The organism is Sulfurovum sp. (assembly GCF_036568385.1).
In the GTDB taxonomy this organism is placed as follows: Bacteria; Campylobacterota; Campylobacteria; order Campylobacterales; family Sulfurovaceae; genus Sulfurovum.
On the sequence record NZ_DATCSP010000068.1, the window covers coordinates 1 to 15142 of the forward strand.

The 15142-nt window shown below is 43.6% G+C and carries 15 protein-coding genes; 5 read left to right on the forward strand and 10 right to left on the reverse strand.

Annotation, left to right across the window (positions count from 1 at the left end):
• Together rny and VIM88_RS07365 are read right to left on the reverse strand one after the other, a co-directional pair.
• On the reverse strand, positions 1–1466 hold a 1466-nt coding region (rny, locus tag VIM88_RS07360), incomplete at its 3' end, for a ribonuclease Y (RefSeq protein WP_331862245.1).
• A gap of 25 nt (positions 1467–1491) precedes the next feature.
• The gene (locus VIM88_RS07365; RefSeq protein ID WP_331862246.1) at positions 1492–2079 is read right to left on the reverse strand and encodes a 5-formyltetrahydrofolate cyclo-ligase; all 588 of its coding nucleotides are present in this window, start codon (positions 2077–2079) and stop codon (positions 1492–1494) included.
• Positions 2080–2137: 58 nt separating this feature from the next.
• Between VIM88_RS07365 and VIM88_RS07370 the strand changes: the two genes are divergently transcribed.
• Together VIM88_RS07370 and ftsY are read left to right on the forward strand one after the other, a co-directional pair.
• A complete protein-coding gene (locus VIM88_RS07370) occupies positions 2138–2839 on the forward strand; it encodes a TlpA disulfide reductase family protein (RefSeq protein ID WP_331862247.1) in 702 nt (233 codons plus the stop codon).
• Positions 2840–2845: 6 nt separating this feature from the next.
• Complete coding sequence (gene ftsY / locus VIM88_RS07375; RefSeq protein ID WP_331862248.1) at positions 2846–3712, forward strand: signal recognition particle-docking protein FtsY; 867 nt, start codon at positions 2846–2848, stop codon at positions 3710–3712.
• Here the strand turns inward: ftsY and VIM88_RS07380 are convergent.
• The 3 genes from VIM88_RS07380 to VIM88_RS07390 all read right to left on the reverse strand — a co-directional run bounded on the left by VIM88_RS07380 (position 3709) and on the right by VIM88_RS07390 (position 7202).
• Entirely contained in the window at positions 3709–4911 is a 1203-nt protein-coding gene (locus VIM88_RS07380; protein WP_331862249.1) for a hypothetical protein, read from the reverse strand. The genes ftsY and VIM88_RS07380 overlap by 4 nt on opposite strands.
• A gap of 1 nt (position 4912) precedes the next feature.
• Positions 4913–6370 (reverse strand): MBOAT family protein, encoded by a 1458-nt coding sequence (locus tag VIM88_RS07385; protein WP_331862250.1) that lies wholly within the window; start codon positions 6368–6370, stop codon positions 4913–4915.
• 139 nt (positions 6371–6509) lie between these two features.
• Positions 6510–7202, reverse strand: a complete 693-nt coding sequence (locus VIM88_RS07390; RefSeq protein WP_331862251.1) for a lysophospholipid acyltransferase family protein — start codon at positions 7200–7202, stop codon at positions 6510–6512.
• A 129-nt stretch (positions 7203–7331) separates the two neighbouring features.
• Here VIM88_RS07390 and radA point away from each other — a divergent pair, with 129 nt between their 5' ends.
• From radA to VIM88_RS07405, 3 genes are all read left to right on the forward strand, one after another.
• Entirely contained in the window at positions 7332–8684 is a 1353-nt protein-coding gene (gene radA, locus VIM88_RS07395) for a DNA repair protein RadA (protein WP_331862252.1), read from the forward strand.
• Positions 8685–8700: 16 nt separating this feature from the next.
• Positions 8701–9051 carry a holo-ACP synthase gene (gene acpS, locus VIM88_RS07400; protein ID WP_331862253.1) on the forward strand — a complete coding sequence of 117 codons (351 nt, stop codon included), beginning with the start codon at positions 8701–8703 and terminating at the stop codon, positions 9049–9051.
• A gap of 132 nt (positions 9052–9183) precedes the next feature.
• Complete coding sequence (locus tag VIM88_RS07405; protein WP_331862254.1) at positions 9184–9579, forward strand: hypothetical protein; 396 nt, start codon at positions 9184–9186, stop codon at positions 9577–9579.
• Positions 9580–9621: 42 nt separating this feature from the next.
• On the opposite strand, the gene VIM88_RS07410 is transcribed toward VIM88_RS07405, so the two are convergent.
• The 5 genes from VIM88_RS07410 to VIM88_RS07430 all read right to left on the reverse strand — a co-directional run bounded on the left by VIM88_RS07410 (position 9622) and on the right by VIM88_RS07430 (position 14710).
• Positions 9622–10608 (reverse strand): SAM-dependent methyltransferase, encoded by a 987-nt coding sequence (locus tag VIM88_RS07410; protein ID WP_331862255.1) that lies wholly within the window; start codon positions 10606–10608, stop codon positions 9622–9624.
• Positions 10598–11797 (reverse strand): TolC family protein, encoded by a 1200-nt coding sequence (locus VIM88_RS07415; RefSeq protein WP_331862256.1) that lies wholly within the window; start codon positions 11795–11797, stop codon positions 10598–10600. Before VIM88_RS07415 ends, VIM88_RS07410 begins: the two co-directional genes overlap by 11 nt.
• On the reverse strand, positions 11772–12956 hold the full coding sequence (locus VIM88_RS07420; protein WP_331862257.1) for an aspartate aminotransferase family protein: 1185 nt from the start codon (positions 12954–12956) through the stop codon (positions 11772–11774). Before VIM88_RS07420 ends, VIM88_RS07415 begins: the two co-directional genes overlap by 26 nt.
• Positions 12957–12988: 32 nt before the next feature.
• Positions 12989–13696, reverse strand: a complete 708-nt coding sequence (locus VIM88_RS07425; protein ID WP_331862258.1) for a hypothetical protein — start codon at positions 13694–13696, stop codon at positions 12989–12991.
• Positions 13697–13771: 75 nt separating this feature from the next.
• Positions 13772–14710, reverse strand: a complete 939-nt coding sequence (locus VIM88_RS07430; RefSeq protein WP_331862259.1) for an aminoglycoside phosphotransferase family protein — start codon at positions 14708–14710, stop codon at positions 13772–13774.
• Positions 14711–15142: the final 432 nt, after the last annotated feature.

The window sequence follows — 15142 nt, forward strand, 5'->3', positions numbered from 1 at the left end:
TATTGCACCTTCTCCTCTATCTCTTTTGCGATCTCTTTGCTTAACAGTACCGCTTCATTGTCACTCATTTTTTTGGCATTGACAAAGACGCGTATCTCCCGGCCTGCATTGATCGCATAGGCTTGATCGACATGCGCTTTGTTCAGTGCTATCTCTTCCACCTCTTTCACCCGTTTGGTAAAGCTTTCCAGCACTTCTCTTCTTGCCCCCGGTCTGGCAGCGGAGAGGGTATCGGCCGCACAAACCGCAGCACTCTCTACAGAATCCGGTTCCTCATGTCCATGGTGTGCATAGATGGCATTGATGACCGTAGGATGTTCGCCGTGTTTACGGCATAGGTCCGCGCCTATCTCCACATGCGAACCGCCTTGGTCCTGAGTCAGCGCCTTACCGATATCATGCAGCAGGCCTGCCCTCATCGCAAGTTTTTCATCTCCGCCCATCTCCGCTGCCATCACACGGGCAAGCTTCGCTACTTCCAAGGTATGCGCCAATGCGTTTTGACCGTAACTGGCCCTGTATTTCAAACGTCCCAAAAGCCTTACAAGCTCTTCATGCATAGGGAAGAGTCTCAAATCTATAAGAATATTCTCCCCCTCTTCATAGGTCTTCTGTTCAAACTCTTCTTGGACCTTTTGATGCACTTCTTCTATGCGTCCGGGATGTATACGTCCATCTTCGACCAACATCTCTATGACCCTGGTCGCAATGGCCCTGCGGTAGAGGTTAAAAGAGCTGACCAGGATAACTCCCGGGGTTTCATCGATCACGATATCCACACCCAAAAGAAGTTCAAGCGTTTTGATATTCCTGCCTTCTTTGCCGATGATACGCCCCTTGTGCTCCTCGCTTGGCAGGCTGACATAATTGATAAGACGTTCGCCTGCAAAGTCTCCTGCATACCGTGTGGTTGCCTGTGCCAGGATATAATTGGCTTTTTTTTGACCTTCATACTTGGCTTCCTGCTCATACTTGCGTACGATCGCTGCAATGTCCGCACGGCTCTGCTCTTCCACTTTTTCCAAAATGTAGGCCTTTGCTTCTTCTTTGGTGAACGAAGCGATATGCTGCATTTTATCTACGGTCTCCGCGATCTCCACCCTTTTTTTCTTCTCGAGTCTGCCCAGGTAGTTCTCTTTCTCTTTGAGCTTCTTTTCCAAAAGTTTGAACTGCTCTTCCCTTGAAGAGAGCTCTTTGCCCTGTACGATCAGTGCACGATTGCGGGCATCGACCTCGGCAATGCGTTTTTGGAATTCACTCTCGTGTTCCAACTCTTTCTCTTTGATCTTTACCTGTGCGGATTTGAGTAAAAGTTCTGTTTCATTTTCAATGGCCTTTGCTTTTGCTTTTGCTTCGACCACAAGGTCCGAAAATCTGTTTTTCGCACTGCTTCTCAACCAAAGGTAGCATATACCTGCCCCTATGGCCGCACCGGCTAACCCGGAAATGCCTATTTCTCCTAACATGCTTATCCTTCTGTTAAGACATGTATCACAGAACCTTCATCTTTAATGGCTGTGCTGCGATGATCACGTCTGCTTTTACATCATGATCGTCCGTCACGATCTCTTTGCTGTAACACAGTTCTCGTGCTACAAAAACGGTTCGTTCTATATATTTACCCTGTTTCTCAAAAAATCTGTCATACATACCTTTACCAAACCCCACACGTCTATGTGTGCTGTCTGTTCCAACCATAGGTACGATAGCTATATCTATATGTTTCATTCTATATTGTTTTGAATCATTGGGCTCTTTGATCCCAAATTGTTTTTTCTTCAGTGGAAGTCTATATTTTACCAACCTAAAACTTGTACCTTCCATAAATGGCACATAGAGTACTTTCTTTTCCCTGCGCAAACGCTTTATCAGAGGATAGATGTCCACCTCTGTATCTAAAGGCAGATAAAGCATCACATACCTGGCATTGCTCTGTGAGATATACCGGTAGAGTCTTGACACTATTTTTTTGTCTTTCTGGTAACTTCCGAACCCTGAAGCTTTCTTCAGTTGACATAAGCTCTCTGCTCTAAATTGCTTTTTTCTACCCTCTTTTGTCATATCCATCCGTCTATTCATATTTTGTTTAATGCTCTTTAGCTATAATCGCCATACTAATTATACCAAAAGGGTCTGTGTGCATAAACATAAAAAAGGTGCTCTTCTTTTACTCATATTCCTCATTGTCCTGTTCATTTTTCTTGGGCGCGATGATGAAACATCCGAAGATACCTCACTGCCCGTTGAAAATACTACAGATATTATCATCGAAAAAACTGCAGATGGGCAAGCAGATGACAGATTTAAAGTGAAAAAGACAAAAGGAGATCTCCCTGAAGAGGTCCCCTCATTAAAAGTATCTCGATCCCAGCAGGTCACGCTTACACTGACCGATACCAAAGATATCAACCATACCGTCACGCTCATTGACCAAAGCGTCATGTTCCCCACCTCTGAAAAACCTATTGTACTTGTCAATATTTTTAGCACATGGTGCATCCCCTGCCTAGGCCAGGTCCCCTACCTCAATGATCTTCAGAAACAACACCAAAAGGAACTTTTTGTCGCAGGGATATTGACACACGACACCATTGAGGCACCTGCTTTGAATAGATTCATAGCAAAGCACCAGATCAACTATTTTGTCTCTAACAGTGCGAACAACGATACCTTTTCAACGCTTCTGGCAAGTACGCTTGATCTGCCTGAAAACTTTTCCATTCCGCTCACGGTCATGTATGTCAAGGGGGAGTACTTTACCCATTATGAAGGTACCGTGCCTGTAGAGATGATAGAATACGATATACAACAAGCCAAAAAACAATTAAACGCAAGGTAATACAGTATGTTAAACTTATTAAAAAAGGTCTTGGGCAAAACCAGTGATGCCATCAAAGAAGTTGCACCCAGTAAACGAAAACTGATCCCAAAGGATGAGTTTGAGGATATCCTGCTTGAAGCAGATGTGCATTATGAGCTGGTAGAAAAACTTTTAAATGGATTGCCGGACAATGTCAGCAGGATCCAGGCATTCAACTCACTGATCTCCGTCTTCCAGTATAAGGCCGACTTCAAAGAGAGTGATGCCAAACCTTATGTGGAAATGATCATCGGGGTCAACGGTGCAGGAAAGACCACTACCATTTCCAAACTGACCTACCGCTATCAGCAAGAGGGCAAAAAAGTGATGCTGGGTGCGGGAGATACCTTCCGCGCCGCTGCGATCGAACAGCTCACACGATGGGCAGACAAATTGAATGTTCCCATCATCGCGACACAGCAGGGACATGACCCTTCTGCGGTCGTTTACGATACGATAGAGTCTGCAAAAGCCAAAGGCTTTGACCATGTCATCATCGACACGGCAGGAAGGCTTCATACCCAGACCAACCTGAGTGAAGAGCTCAAAAAAATGATCCGTGTGGCAGGAAAGGCAATGGAAGGCGCCCCGCACCGTAAAATGCTTATTTTAGACGGGACCCAAGGCAGTTCCTCCATCAATCAGGCAAAAGTATTTAACGACATGATCGGCATTGACGGCATCATCATTACCAAGCTGGATGGTACAGCCAAAGGAGGTTCGGTCCTCAGCATTGCGGATGAACTGCAAATGCCTATTTTTTATATAGGCACCGGAGAACAGCCTGAAGACCTTATCCGGTTCAAAGCCAATGAGTATGTCAATACGATCCTGGATGAGATCTTTGTCTAATTTTGTATAGGTGGCCTCATTGGATCTTGGCTTTTCTGTTGCGCTTTAGCCTTTAGTGTATGTTTGATACTATTATCCAACCCTATCAAATCATAATTTAACGCTTTTTGTGTAATAGATTCAAGATATTCGCTAATATTATCCTTGTGCAATAGACCTTTTTTTTGTGCTATCGCAGATAACATCCATGAATTAATAGAATAATGATAATGGGTCAAATCTTTATAGGTTGCAATATCATCTATGAACTGTTCTTCACCGAAGGAATATACTTCCAGGTTTGGATATTCATCACGCTTTTCTGCCAAATATCGCAGTATTTCTTTATATACTTTAAATTTTGGAAGATTGTATTGCGCCCAGATAGCATAGAGGGGGCGCGAGTACGGAGGGTCAAGCAGAATAAAGTTTGTACCTGGATGTGCCTTCACAAAATCCAAAATATTTTCATCAATATATCTTTTCGCCGAACGAATGGTCTCATCCGCTTTTTCCAAGGATAGTGTTTCTTGGCGTTTTATATGTTCTACGGTTTTTGAGATCGCCCCAAGTGATGCGAGGATCTGTCTATTATTTTTGGAAGAAACCCATTTATCCAGGCCCCCAAACCAGATACTAAAGTTTTTATTTTCAAACCAGGCATTAGGTCTGTCCAGTGTTATCTTTTCTCCCACACACTTCTTACGTGTAGCCTGTAACAAAACGCATGGTAAATATTTTATATTTGCATACAATTTAAAATCATTCAGTCTACTCTCATCATACAGGTAATCAAACTCCGATACTGGATAATCAGGGTAAGCTTTTTCCTGTCCAAAATATTTGTCCACATCCAAAGAGTATAAGATGTTTTTCACCTTATGCTGTCGAAATAATGAACGCATTACGATTGCACGTTCAAAGTAACTACTGCCCGGCATTGAAATATTGATGAATTCTCCGCCAAGTTTTTCACTGGCTTCTTTCGAGGAAGTATTTTCTATCATACTGGTTCCCAATATGACAGAATCATAGTTATGGAAGTTGTTGATGATCCCTGCTGCCTGCTGACGCATATGTTTATGGAATGTCACTTCACGTCCCCAGGCTTTATGAAATATCTGCATAGGATCATAGATATAATAGGCAGGCAACAAAAGCGCAAATGCAAAAAAAACTACAGCGAAATAAGTAAGAATGATTTTTTGATTCAGTTTCATGTTAAAAATTAAAATAGAGAAATTCTGTATAGGGTGTTTGTATCATGCTCATGATGGCAAGTATGGCTAATATAGCAGTAAATACAGCCATTTTATACGTAGGTACGGCAGAACTTGTTCTTATCCTTTCTGTAGAGTTTTTAAACAGTAAAATCAAGATGAATGCGACAACTATCCAATAATATGTTCTCTCTTTTATCGATATATTACCAAATAGAATACCATATTGCGATAAAAATGCTACTTTATCCTGCAGGGAAGATGGCACGACAAGGTTGCAGGCAAACATACCGTTCAAGACCTTAATCGCATCATCCCACTCCTTAGCCCTAAAGAAGACCCAGGCAATGTTCACAAAGTTAAAAGTGATGAACCATGCAAAAATCGTATGCATCCTGAAACCAAGTTGGTTCCATACTCTCTGGATCACCAGTGCCAACCCGTGCAGGAAACCCCAAAATACAAATGTCCATCCCGCACCATGCCAAATACCCCCGATGATGAAGGTGGCCATGAGGTTGTTATAGGTTCTAAAACTTCCCTTTCTGTTGCCGCCCAGGGGAATATACACATAGTCTCTCAAAAATCGGCTCAGAGTGATATGCCAACGTCTCCAGAAATCCTGTATGTTTGTTGCTTTATAGGGCGAATTGAAGTTGATAGGCAGTCTGATGTTAAAGAGCAGTGCTGCACCTATAGCCATGTCTGTATAGCCGCTAAAGTCAAAGTACAACTGGAACGTATAAGAGAGTGAAGTGATCCATGCTTCTATCAAATTCAATTTTTCTGCTACATCAAATCCATTTGTTGCCCATACTGCAAACTGATCTGCAATAACCACTTTTTTAAATAAACCCATGGAAAAGATAAATAGCCCCAGAGCAATATTTCTATAATTCTTCACTTTGTTCCTGGTCTTTGCGAACTGCGGCATCATCTCCGCATGGTGTACGATAGGACCAGCGATAAGCTGAGGGAAGAATGTTACAAAGTTTGCATAGTTAAGAAAGTCATACTCTTTTGTTTCACCCCTGTAGCTGTCCACAAGATAGGCGATCTGCTGGAAAGTAAAGAAAGAGATGGCCAAGGGCAAGGCTAAGTGAAGCAACGGGATTTGCCCGTCTGTAGCAAGATTTACATTTGCTATCAGGAAGTCTGCATATTTAAAATATCCAAGCAAAGCAACATTGGCAACAATACCCACAGTCAGAAGTGTTTTTTTGCTGACCTTTACATGTTCATTCTCTTTTGAAAGAGAAACACCGACCACATAATTGAACAGCATCGAAACCAGGATAATTGGAAGATACGCTATGTTCCACCAGCTATAAAAGAAAAGTGATGCAAGGACCAAAAATGCTTTACTTGCTTCTGTTAATCTTTTGCTGTTGAGATAAAAATAGATGAAAAATGTTAGTGGTAAAAAGGCAAAGATAAACTCAAAACTATTAAATAACAATTTACAATGCCTTAAAATTTAGTTTATTGTCTTCCTCACAATCTGTATATTATACTATGATACTCTATGTGTTATCTTTATGTCAGGTTTGCTACGCCTCAAATATAAAAATTCTTTTTTTATATAGGAAAGAATGGTATTAACTCTCTTCCTCCAGGGAAAACATCTTGCGGTAGAGTGTCTCAAGGCCTGTTTTCTCTTTGTAATCTATGATATCCCCTACGACAATCGTCACTTCCTGCTTCAGCTTGGCATCATCCAATGCATTTTTCAGTACCTTGTTGGCATCTGTTTTGATATAGAGGGGCAAGATAGGCAGACGGTTTTTCAAAGCTATGATGCGTGACCCCTCTTTGAAGGTTGTCAGCGCTCTGTCCGTTTTGTTTCTTGTTCCTTCCGGGAAAATAAATATTGATTCACCGCGTTGGACCGCCTGCTTTACGTCCGCAAAAAAACCGCTCATTTGGCTTTTTTCACGATCGAGCAGTATCGACCCGGCATTGCGTACAAAGAGTCCAAAGAAAAAAGAGTTATAGAGTTCTTTTTTGGAGACCCACGGACCGAAGATATCTGTGTCCTTCAAGGATACTTCCACAATAGGGGGGTCAATGATACTTTTGTGGTTCACCACAATAAGATATTGGCCGTTTTGCGGCAGCTTTTCCGGATTTTCCATCTTCACGGCGATATTCAAGGTATCAAGCTGCGCCTGTGAGTAGGCAAGACGTAACCTTTTTTTTCCCATGGGGTCTGGCGTTTTTCTTAATCTGTATCCAAAACTATTGGTCAGATAAAGACCGTAGAAAAGCTGTTTAATTGTATTGAACGTCACTAGGTATCCTTCGTTTATGCTGGAATTATAACCAAAAGAACTAAAAGCTAAAACATGTCAATTTGACATATTTTTAGCTTCCTGAGCAAATAATAGTTTACAATACTTCAAATAGATTCGGAGTATGGTATGGCAAAGAAAAAAACCTTATTTGAGTGTCAGGCATGTGGATTTCAATCTCCACGCTGGATGGGAAAGTGTACTTCCTGTGACCAGTGGGAAACCATGGTGGAATTGACGGCTGACCAGATCAAGTTCCTGAAAGAGACTTCCGGAAGCAATGCATCAGGGGCTTTTGCCTCCAAAGCAAAACCTATCACACAGATAGAAGAGGACAATATCACCCGTTTTACTTCGGGAAGCGGTGAACTGGACCTCGTACTGGGCGGAGGGATCGTTCCGGGTTCGCTGACGCTGATCGGGGGCAGCCCCGGTGTGGGTAAATCCACACTGCTACTCAAAATAGCAGGCAACCTGTCACGCAATGCAAAAAAAGTGCTCTATGTCTCCGGGGAAGAGTCTGCCGGGCAGATCAAACTGCGCGCCAACAGACTGGAGGCCAACCATGAAAACCTTTACCTGCTCCCTGAGATAAACCTCACCAGTGTACTTTCAGAAATCGGCAACCAGAACTATGAACTTATCGTGATAGACTCCATACAGACACTCTACTCAGAAGAAACACCCTCTGCACCCGGGTCCGTCACACAGGTACGTACGATCACATTTGAGCTGATGCGTATTGCAAAAAGCCTGCATATCCCTATCTTTATCATCGGACATATTACCAAAGACGGTTCCATCGCTGGTCCGAGGGTACTGGAACACATGGTAGATACCGTTTTGTATTTCGAGGGCGATACCAACTCAGAACTTCGCCTCTTGCGCGGATTTAAAAACCGTTTCGGGGCTACCAATGAGGTGGGTATCTTCGAGATGAACAAAGAGGGGCTCAACGATGCGAAAACCATGGCTGGTAAATTTTTCGACAAAGAGAAACTGCAGTCGGGTTCGGCGCTCACTGTCATTATGGAAGGAAGCCGCCCTATTATCGTGGAGGTCCAGGCGCTGGTTTCAGAATCCTACGGACATCCAAAACGTAGTTCTACGGGTTTTGACAACAACCGTCTGGGTATGCTTCTGGCATTGCTTGAAAAAAAACTGGACCTGCCCCTTGGTACCTATGATGTCTTTATCAACATTTCAGGAGGCATTAAAATACATGAACCCTCAGCCGACCTTGCCATCATCGCAGCGATCTTAAGCAGTTACAGGGACAGAGAACTGAGTGCAGAAACGCTCTTCCTCGGTGAAGTAAGCCTTACAGGGGAGATACGGGAGGTCTCTGGACTCTCTCAGCGCCTCAAAGAGATAGAGACACAGGGATTCAAAAAGGCTGTCATCCCCAACAAGCCGCTGGAAAAAACAAATGTCAAGTGTTTTATCGCCGATGAAGTCTCTAAAGTAGTTGAGTGGATGTAATAGCTATAATACGTGTATGAAAATAGGTACAGATATTATACAGGTCAGCAGAATAGAAAAAGCACTGGCTCAATTCGGCGATAAGTTTACACAACGTTTTTTGCATCCCCAAGAGATAGCACTTGCAAAAAAAACAGCATCCATTGCCGGGTTCTGGGCAGCAAAAGAGGCTATTTCAAAGGCTCTGGGGTGCGGCATAGGCAAAGAGCTCTCTTTTCATGATATCATCCTGGCCAAAGATCCCCGCGGCGCACCGACGTTTTCCCTTAGTGAAGAGGCACAAAAAGTACATACGATTCAAACCTCCTCACTCTCCATCAGCCATGACGGCGGATTTGCGATCGCGGTTGCGGTCATTATCTCCTGATCCATCCATCCGGATAGCGTACATTTCAGAGCTACGCTTCTCTATCGATATCTTATAGGATAAAAGGTATAGTTGCAATTCCACATGGATTATATTACAATATCCGTATGGTTATCGAACGAAGGAGTAACTATGAAATATGGCATTTATACCATCACGCTTCTTTTATTTTTAGTGGGATGTGATCAACCTCAACCTCAATCTCCCGTAGAAACGAAAGAAAACGATCATACCAGTCAACCAAAAACAGTGGAGCAAACCTATATACCGCCTCCTCCTAGGAAAAAAGTAGCGCTCAAAGATATTAACGACACCAATTTCGATACAGACTATATGTATCCGGAAGATACAAAGAAAGAAACAGCAAAAGAGTCCCCTCTTCCGACACCTGCAGCCGCAAAAGTGACTATGGACAAAGAAGAGTGCATCGCCATGATAAGTTTGGAAAAATTTGAAAAATATGCAGCGATATTCGGGAGTGAAGCCGCTTCCATCAAACGCTGCGAGATGCTGAGGGCGACAAGGTAGCCCTTTTTATAAGTACGGGCAGTCGCTCATGCGGCTGAGCTGTTACTTTCCAAAATGTATCATTTTGAACCTGTCTCCCATCATGGTAGGCGCTATCAGTGTTTTGATCTTATCCGCTTCACTCATATATCTTGCCTGGGTCGTCTGTTTGGCAAAGCGTTCAAGAATATCAATGATACCAAAACGTACAAGTGCACGTGCCTGGGTCTCGTAAACCAACTCCTCAAACCCTGCTTTCACAAACGCTTCACTGACATGCCCGAAATTCACATCGTAGGTAATGTCATCTTTTTTATAAGACTCAGACAAGGTCAGTGCTTCATCAAAGAGCGGAAAGGTCTCGTGCGATCGGTAGACACGTATCGAGAAATCGTTGCGCACATACTTTTCACCATAATCAAACGAAACAAAATCGCAGTGTGCTATGCCATCAGCCATCGCCTGTGCAAACGCCTCATATCCTACCGCTATCTCACCTTGCGTAAGGTGATGTTTCTTCGCCCAGGCCAACATCTCTTCAGGCGCATCTTCCCATAGGATCTCATCTTGCTGTACAACCGCGATCTTTTCATCTTTTAAAAGTTCGCAGGGGAAAGCATCAAAGATCTCATTGGCCACCACAAAAGCATAGCCAGCTTTCACTTCTGAAATATCATTAAAATGTGTGATCTGGATATCGTCTCCAAAACGCTCTTTTACATAGGCCAGCTGCGCCTTTTGTACTTCAGGCTGCCGTTCTACGATGCCAAAATGCAGTGTTTTTACCAACGTCGGATCGCAGGTATAGAGCCACTGGATCATATCGCATATCAGGTACCCCTGGTGTGCGCCTACCTCTATCAGCCAGCCGTTCCTGTCTGCTTTTCCTTCTTTCAGGAGTGTATAAAAATAATTGGCGATGCTCGCACCAAAAAAACGGCTGGTACTTACAGCAGTATAAAAATCGCCCGATTTACCTATGGCTTTAAACTTTTTGTAGTATCCCCCTTCGCCATAGAGCCATTCGTTCATATAGGCACTAAATCGCATTTTCCACCCGTACATAGAGTTTCAACAGCTGGATCTGTTTGTCGATCTCGTAGATCTTCTGGTCTATCTTTCTGATCTGCATAGAGTTCTGCATGATATCGGCATCCAATGAGGTCTTCTCACCTGCATCTGCAAGGTTTTTCGTTAATCGGTAAAGACTTTCATAGACCTTCTCGTCTTTTTGGGCCAAAGTGATTTTTTTATCCAGGATAGTTAAACTGTTATCTACCCAGTCATACTCTTCTTCTACCGTGTTTTTTCTGTCAAGTACTTCTACCGCTGCCTTCAGCTTCTCGACCTTGCTGGCTTCAATGTCACTAAACGTATTAATGTCCAGCGGCATGGAGATCGTAAATCCGTAATTATAATAATTCAGTTTCATTCCCGGTGGGTAGAACAATGGACCGTCTCCATCAATCTCTGTATATTGCCCTTGCAGGGAAACGGTAGGAAGATATTTGGTCCAGGTCACTTTTTGATTATAGTCCGCCTGTTCCGCACGCAGCCTGTCCCTTTTCAGTTCCAGGTTTGCTTCGCTGTAAGTGTTTTTACCCATCAGTTTCAATGCAGGAAGACGCAGATGCTTCGGGTCCTTGTCACTGAGAAGGGCAAACTTCTGTTTGAGTTCCATCAGGGTCAGCTCCGTCTGAAGCAAAGCCGTCTCATCCTGACTCTTTTGTAAAATGGCCTGATCCAAAAAGCTGCTGTCCAGTAGACCTGCATCATAACTTTCACGTTTTTGCAGTATATCGATACTGTCATTTTTGATCTGGTACTTCAGTTTTTCCTGCTCAAGCTTCGTTTTTTTCATGTTGAAAAGAATGGAGATAGCATCCCCTATCATCATACGTTTTTGCAACTGTATATCCGCTCTGGTAGCATCACGGAGCGCTTGAGAATATTTGATCCCGTAGTAGATCCCGCCTGATTTGAAAATAGGCTGGTCTATAACAATTGAGTACCCCCCTGTCCTTCTTGTTATATCCTCTATCTGGGTAGAGTAATCTCTGCTATATTGCAGCCTTACAGGGTTCACCCAGCTCTTTGAAAGCATATCGCTCTCCAGCTCATTGCTCTCTAACTGATAATCAAAGAGCAGCTCTTTATTGTCAGAGAGTATATCACCCAATTCATCTGCATAGATGACAGATGATACCAATAGACTACAAAGAAGAAATAGCTTTTTCAAAACGTTTGAACCCTTCATCGATTTCACTTTTACTGATCGTAATGCTTGGCAGGAAACGTACCGTGTTGCGCCCTGCTTTCAGCACGACCACTCCTTCTTTCATTCCGTTTTTTATCGCAGTAGCCTGGATCTCGGCACTCTTGGCACGGAGTCCGCGCATCAGTCCGAGACCCACTTCTTTTTCAAACAGATGCGCATATTTTAGAGCCAATGCTTGCAGTTTTTGCGAAAAATATACCAATGTCTCATCTATCGTACCATCCTCATACATGGGCTGCAGCACTTCCAGCACAGCCAGCCCTGCAGTGGTACTCAAGTAGTTACCGCCAAAAGTACTCCCATGGTCCCCTGCGACCAAGATATCTTTATGTCTGGTCATCACCGCACCTATAGGCACGCCCCCTCCAAGACCTTTGGCAAGCGTAATGATATCCGGTTCGATCTCATACAGGTTCGAAGCCAGAAACTCACCTGTCCGGTAGACACCGGTCTGCACCTCATCGACGATAAGCAAAATACCTTCCGATCTCAGATGTGCTGCCAGTTTTTGTATCTCCTCTTTTTCGAACGGCTGCACACCGCCTTCTCCCTGTACCAGCTCGATCAGTACGGCCACGGTCTCATCATCTATGGCATTGTAGACATCCGCTATCGATTTTTCATACGAAAATCCTGCAGGATAGGGTGAGAAGTTCGGTGTATGGAAACTCTCCTGTCCTGTGGCTTTGACCGTTGTGATCGTACGCCCGTGGAAAGAGTGTTCCAGCGTGATCACCTTATAGCGTTTGTTCTCAAACCTTGTCTCTCCGTATTTACGGGCTATCTTGATCGCACCTTCATTGGCCTCTGCGCCGGAATTGGCAAAAAATACGCCCATATCGTATCCGCTCAGTTCAACGATCCTTTGTGCCAGTTTTGCCTGCGGTTCGATCACCTGCAGGTTAGAGATATGAATGATATTCTTTGCCTGTTCGCAGATCGCCGAGACAAGCTTCTCATTTCCATGCCCTATGGAATTGACTGCGATGCCTGCTGCAAAATCAATATAGTCCTTTCCCTTGTCATCATACAGTGTAGACCCCACACCCTTTACAAAGTTCGTATAGTCACGTGCATAGGTCTGCAGGACGTACGCTTTATCCAATGCTTCCAAATTCATCTTTTTCCTTTACGCATTTAGTTTTTCGATGCTTACTTTATCTCAACCTTCATCAATGTTGAAAACGACATTTCAGGTGCGGGAATATAGATCTCCGCCCGGTAGGATGATATAAATTTCTCATCTGCCACTTTCCAGACCTTGTCTACTTTATAGTCTGTCCTCTTGTCATTAAGGTACACCGCTTTTTTCTTTATCTGTTCCAATTCTGACGGCTCCAGAAAAAGTACCAGCTTTGCCCTGCTTGCATCCACGACGTTCGCCAAAGGCGTACCCGGAGTTACATAATCCCCTTTGCGCACCATGATCTCATACAGATACTTATGGTCAAGTACGATCGATTTTTTTTCAATGCTGTCTTCAAGCTGAGCGATCTTGTACTGCATATCCAGATACTGTGTTTTTGCAGAAGCAAAACTGTAAAAAGCTTCGTCTTTCTGGGCCGTAGATACGGTTGTCAGCCTATTCATACGCTGAAAATATGCTTCCTGCCGTTTCAAGGTCTCACGGAGAATAAGAATATTCTCATTTGATAGCTTCAAGTTCATTTTATCCAGATGGTCATCCAGATAGATGACACGTTTGTTTTCAACCATTTTTCCTTCAGACTCCAGGTCCACATCGATCACCAAAGCACTCACCGCAGACTTTAGTATCACAGATTCATAAGGCTCCACTTTTGCATAGTGCACTTTGGCAAGGAGCAGTAACGGCGTGCAGATCAATAGAAGGATTTTCATCAAGTATCTCTTTTTTTGTTGATTATATCAAAATAGCGTTAAAGGGTAAATAGATTATTTTATTTTTGAAACCCGCTACAGAGACTTTAAGAGCTGAACCAGCCCCTCAAGCTCCGGATATTTGCTCCCCACCTCGATAATATACTTCAGGGTCAAAGGTATATCCTTCAAGTAGCCCTCTTTGCCGTCACGAACACTGAGTCTTGCAAAGATGCCAAGTATTTTAATATGACGCTGCAGACCGGTGAAGTCAAACCAGCGCATAAATGTTTCATCATCGACATCCAGGCCCTTCAGATCTCTAAAAAGCAGTACCAGTCTCTCTATCTCCTGCGCATCAAGCTCTGCATAGACATCACGCAGTAAAGAGACCAGATCATACGTCAAAGGCCCTTCCCTGGCATCCTGAAAATCTATGACCGTGATCTCTTCCTCACTGTCTATCATCAAGTTCCTGGAGTGGTAGTCGCGGTGCACGAACATCCCTTGAGGCTGGCTCAATACCTCTTTGCAGATGAGACTGAAGCTCTCCAAAAGTATACGTCCTTCCAGACATTCCAGTGTTCTACCCAAATATGCTTTGATATACCACTGTGGCATCAGGTTCATCTCTTCCAGCAAGAAAGCGGCATCATAGGGCTCTAAACCTTTTGATGGGGTCTCCTGCATCTGTACCAGGGTCCTGATGGCTTTTTCATAGTAACTGCCGGCATCGTCTCCATGATATTTGTCCAGCAGATGTGTGCTTCCTACATCTTCCAAAAAGATGAATCCTTTGTTGAGTTCATAGGACCTGATCGTAGGTATACGTACTTTGGCATCCATCAGTCTCCACCCAACCCCTATGAAGACAGGTACGCTCTCTTTCAGCTCTGAGGCATCCATCACCATGCCTTTGGTCTCACTGTGTTCAAGACGGTAGTATCTTCTGCTGCTTGCATCTCCATGCAGCGGATGAAGCACGGGATCTTCGATCCCCAGCCACTCTATCCATCCTTTTAACTCTTTATGCATACCTGCCTCCCAAAATCGTACGTTCTAATTGTTGAAACAAATGCTTTCTCTTGCCGCTCCAATGGGGTAAAGTCATGTCTCATCGTGGTCTTCAATCATAACATCTAAAAGTGCATAGTCCGCCTCTTCAGCAAAACACCGAATATGATCTTTTGCAACTGCTACATTTTGATGCTTATAGTCCCGTATTATAGCTGATTGTACATGTTGGTGGAAAGTTCTTTTGTAGTAAAACATCTATGGATGCTAAAAACGTATATAGAGGAATTTATAAGAAGTAATAGGCGCAACATAAGCCGGGTTCTGTCGTGGGTAGTTATTTATCTAGGCACATTGTTGCCAATGCGCTCGAGCGAAGTATGAGTGCTGATCTAACAGCTTGTGAGACTTATACCATATACTTCTTGCTGCGGACAGGGTTTACCTAGCTAC

What these genes read in the sequence shown, in the direction of transcription:
- VIM88_RS07425 (WP_331862258.1), bottom strand. Translation starts at nt 13,696, where the DNA reads ATGAAAATCCTTCTATTGATCTGCACGCCGTTACTGCTCCTTGCCAAA.
- VIM88_RS07420 (WP_331862257.1), bottom strand. Translation starts at nt 12,956, where the DNA reads ATGAATTTGGAAGCATTGGATAAAGCGTACGTCCTGCAGACCTATGCA.
- VIM88_RS07410 (WP_331862255.1), bottom strand. Translation starts at nt 10,608, where the DNA reads ATGCGATTTAGTGCCTATATGAACGAATGGCTCTATGGCGAAGGGGGA.
- VIM88_RS07405 (WP_331862254.1), top strand. Translation starts at nt 9,184, where the DNA reads ATGAAATATGGCATTTATACCATCACGCTTCTTTTATTTTTAGTGGGA.
- radA (WP_331862252.1), top strand. Translation starts at nt 7,332, where the DNA reads ATGGCAAAGAAAAAAACCTTATTTGAGTGTCAGGCATGTGGATTTCAA.
- VIM88_RS07430 (WP_331862259.1), bottom strand. Translation starts at nt 14,710, where the DNA reads ATGCATAAAGAGTTAAAAGGATGGATAGAGTGGCTGGGGATCGAAGAT.
- ftsY (WP_331862248.1), top strand. Translation starts at nt 2,846, where the DNA reads ATGTTAAACTTATTAAAAAAGGTCTTGGGCAAAACCAGTGATGCCATC.
- VIM88_RS07380 (WP_331862249.1), bottom strand. Translation starts at nt 4,911, where the DNA reads ATGAAACTGAATCAAAAAATCATTCTTACTTATTTCGCTGTAGTTTTT.
- acpS (WP_331862253.1), top strand. Translation starts at nt 8,701, where the DNA reads ATGAAAATAGGTACAGATATTATACAGGTCAGCAGAATAGAAAAAGCA.
- VIM88_RS07365 (WP_331862246.1), bottom strand. Translation starts at nt 2,079, where the DNA reads ATGAATAGACGGATGGATATGACAAAAGAGGGTAGAAAAAAGCAATTT.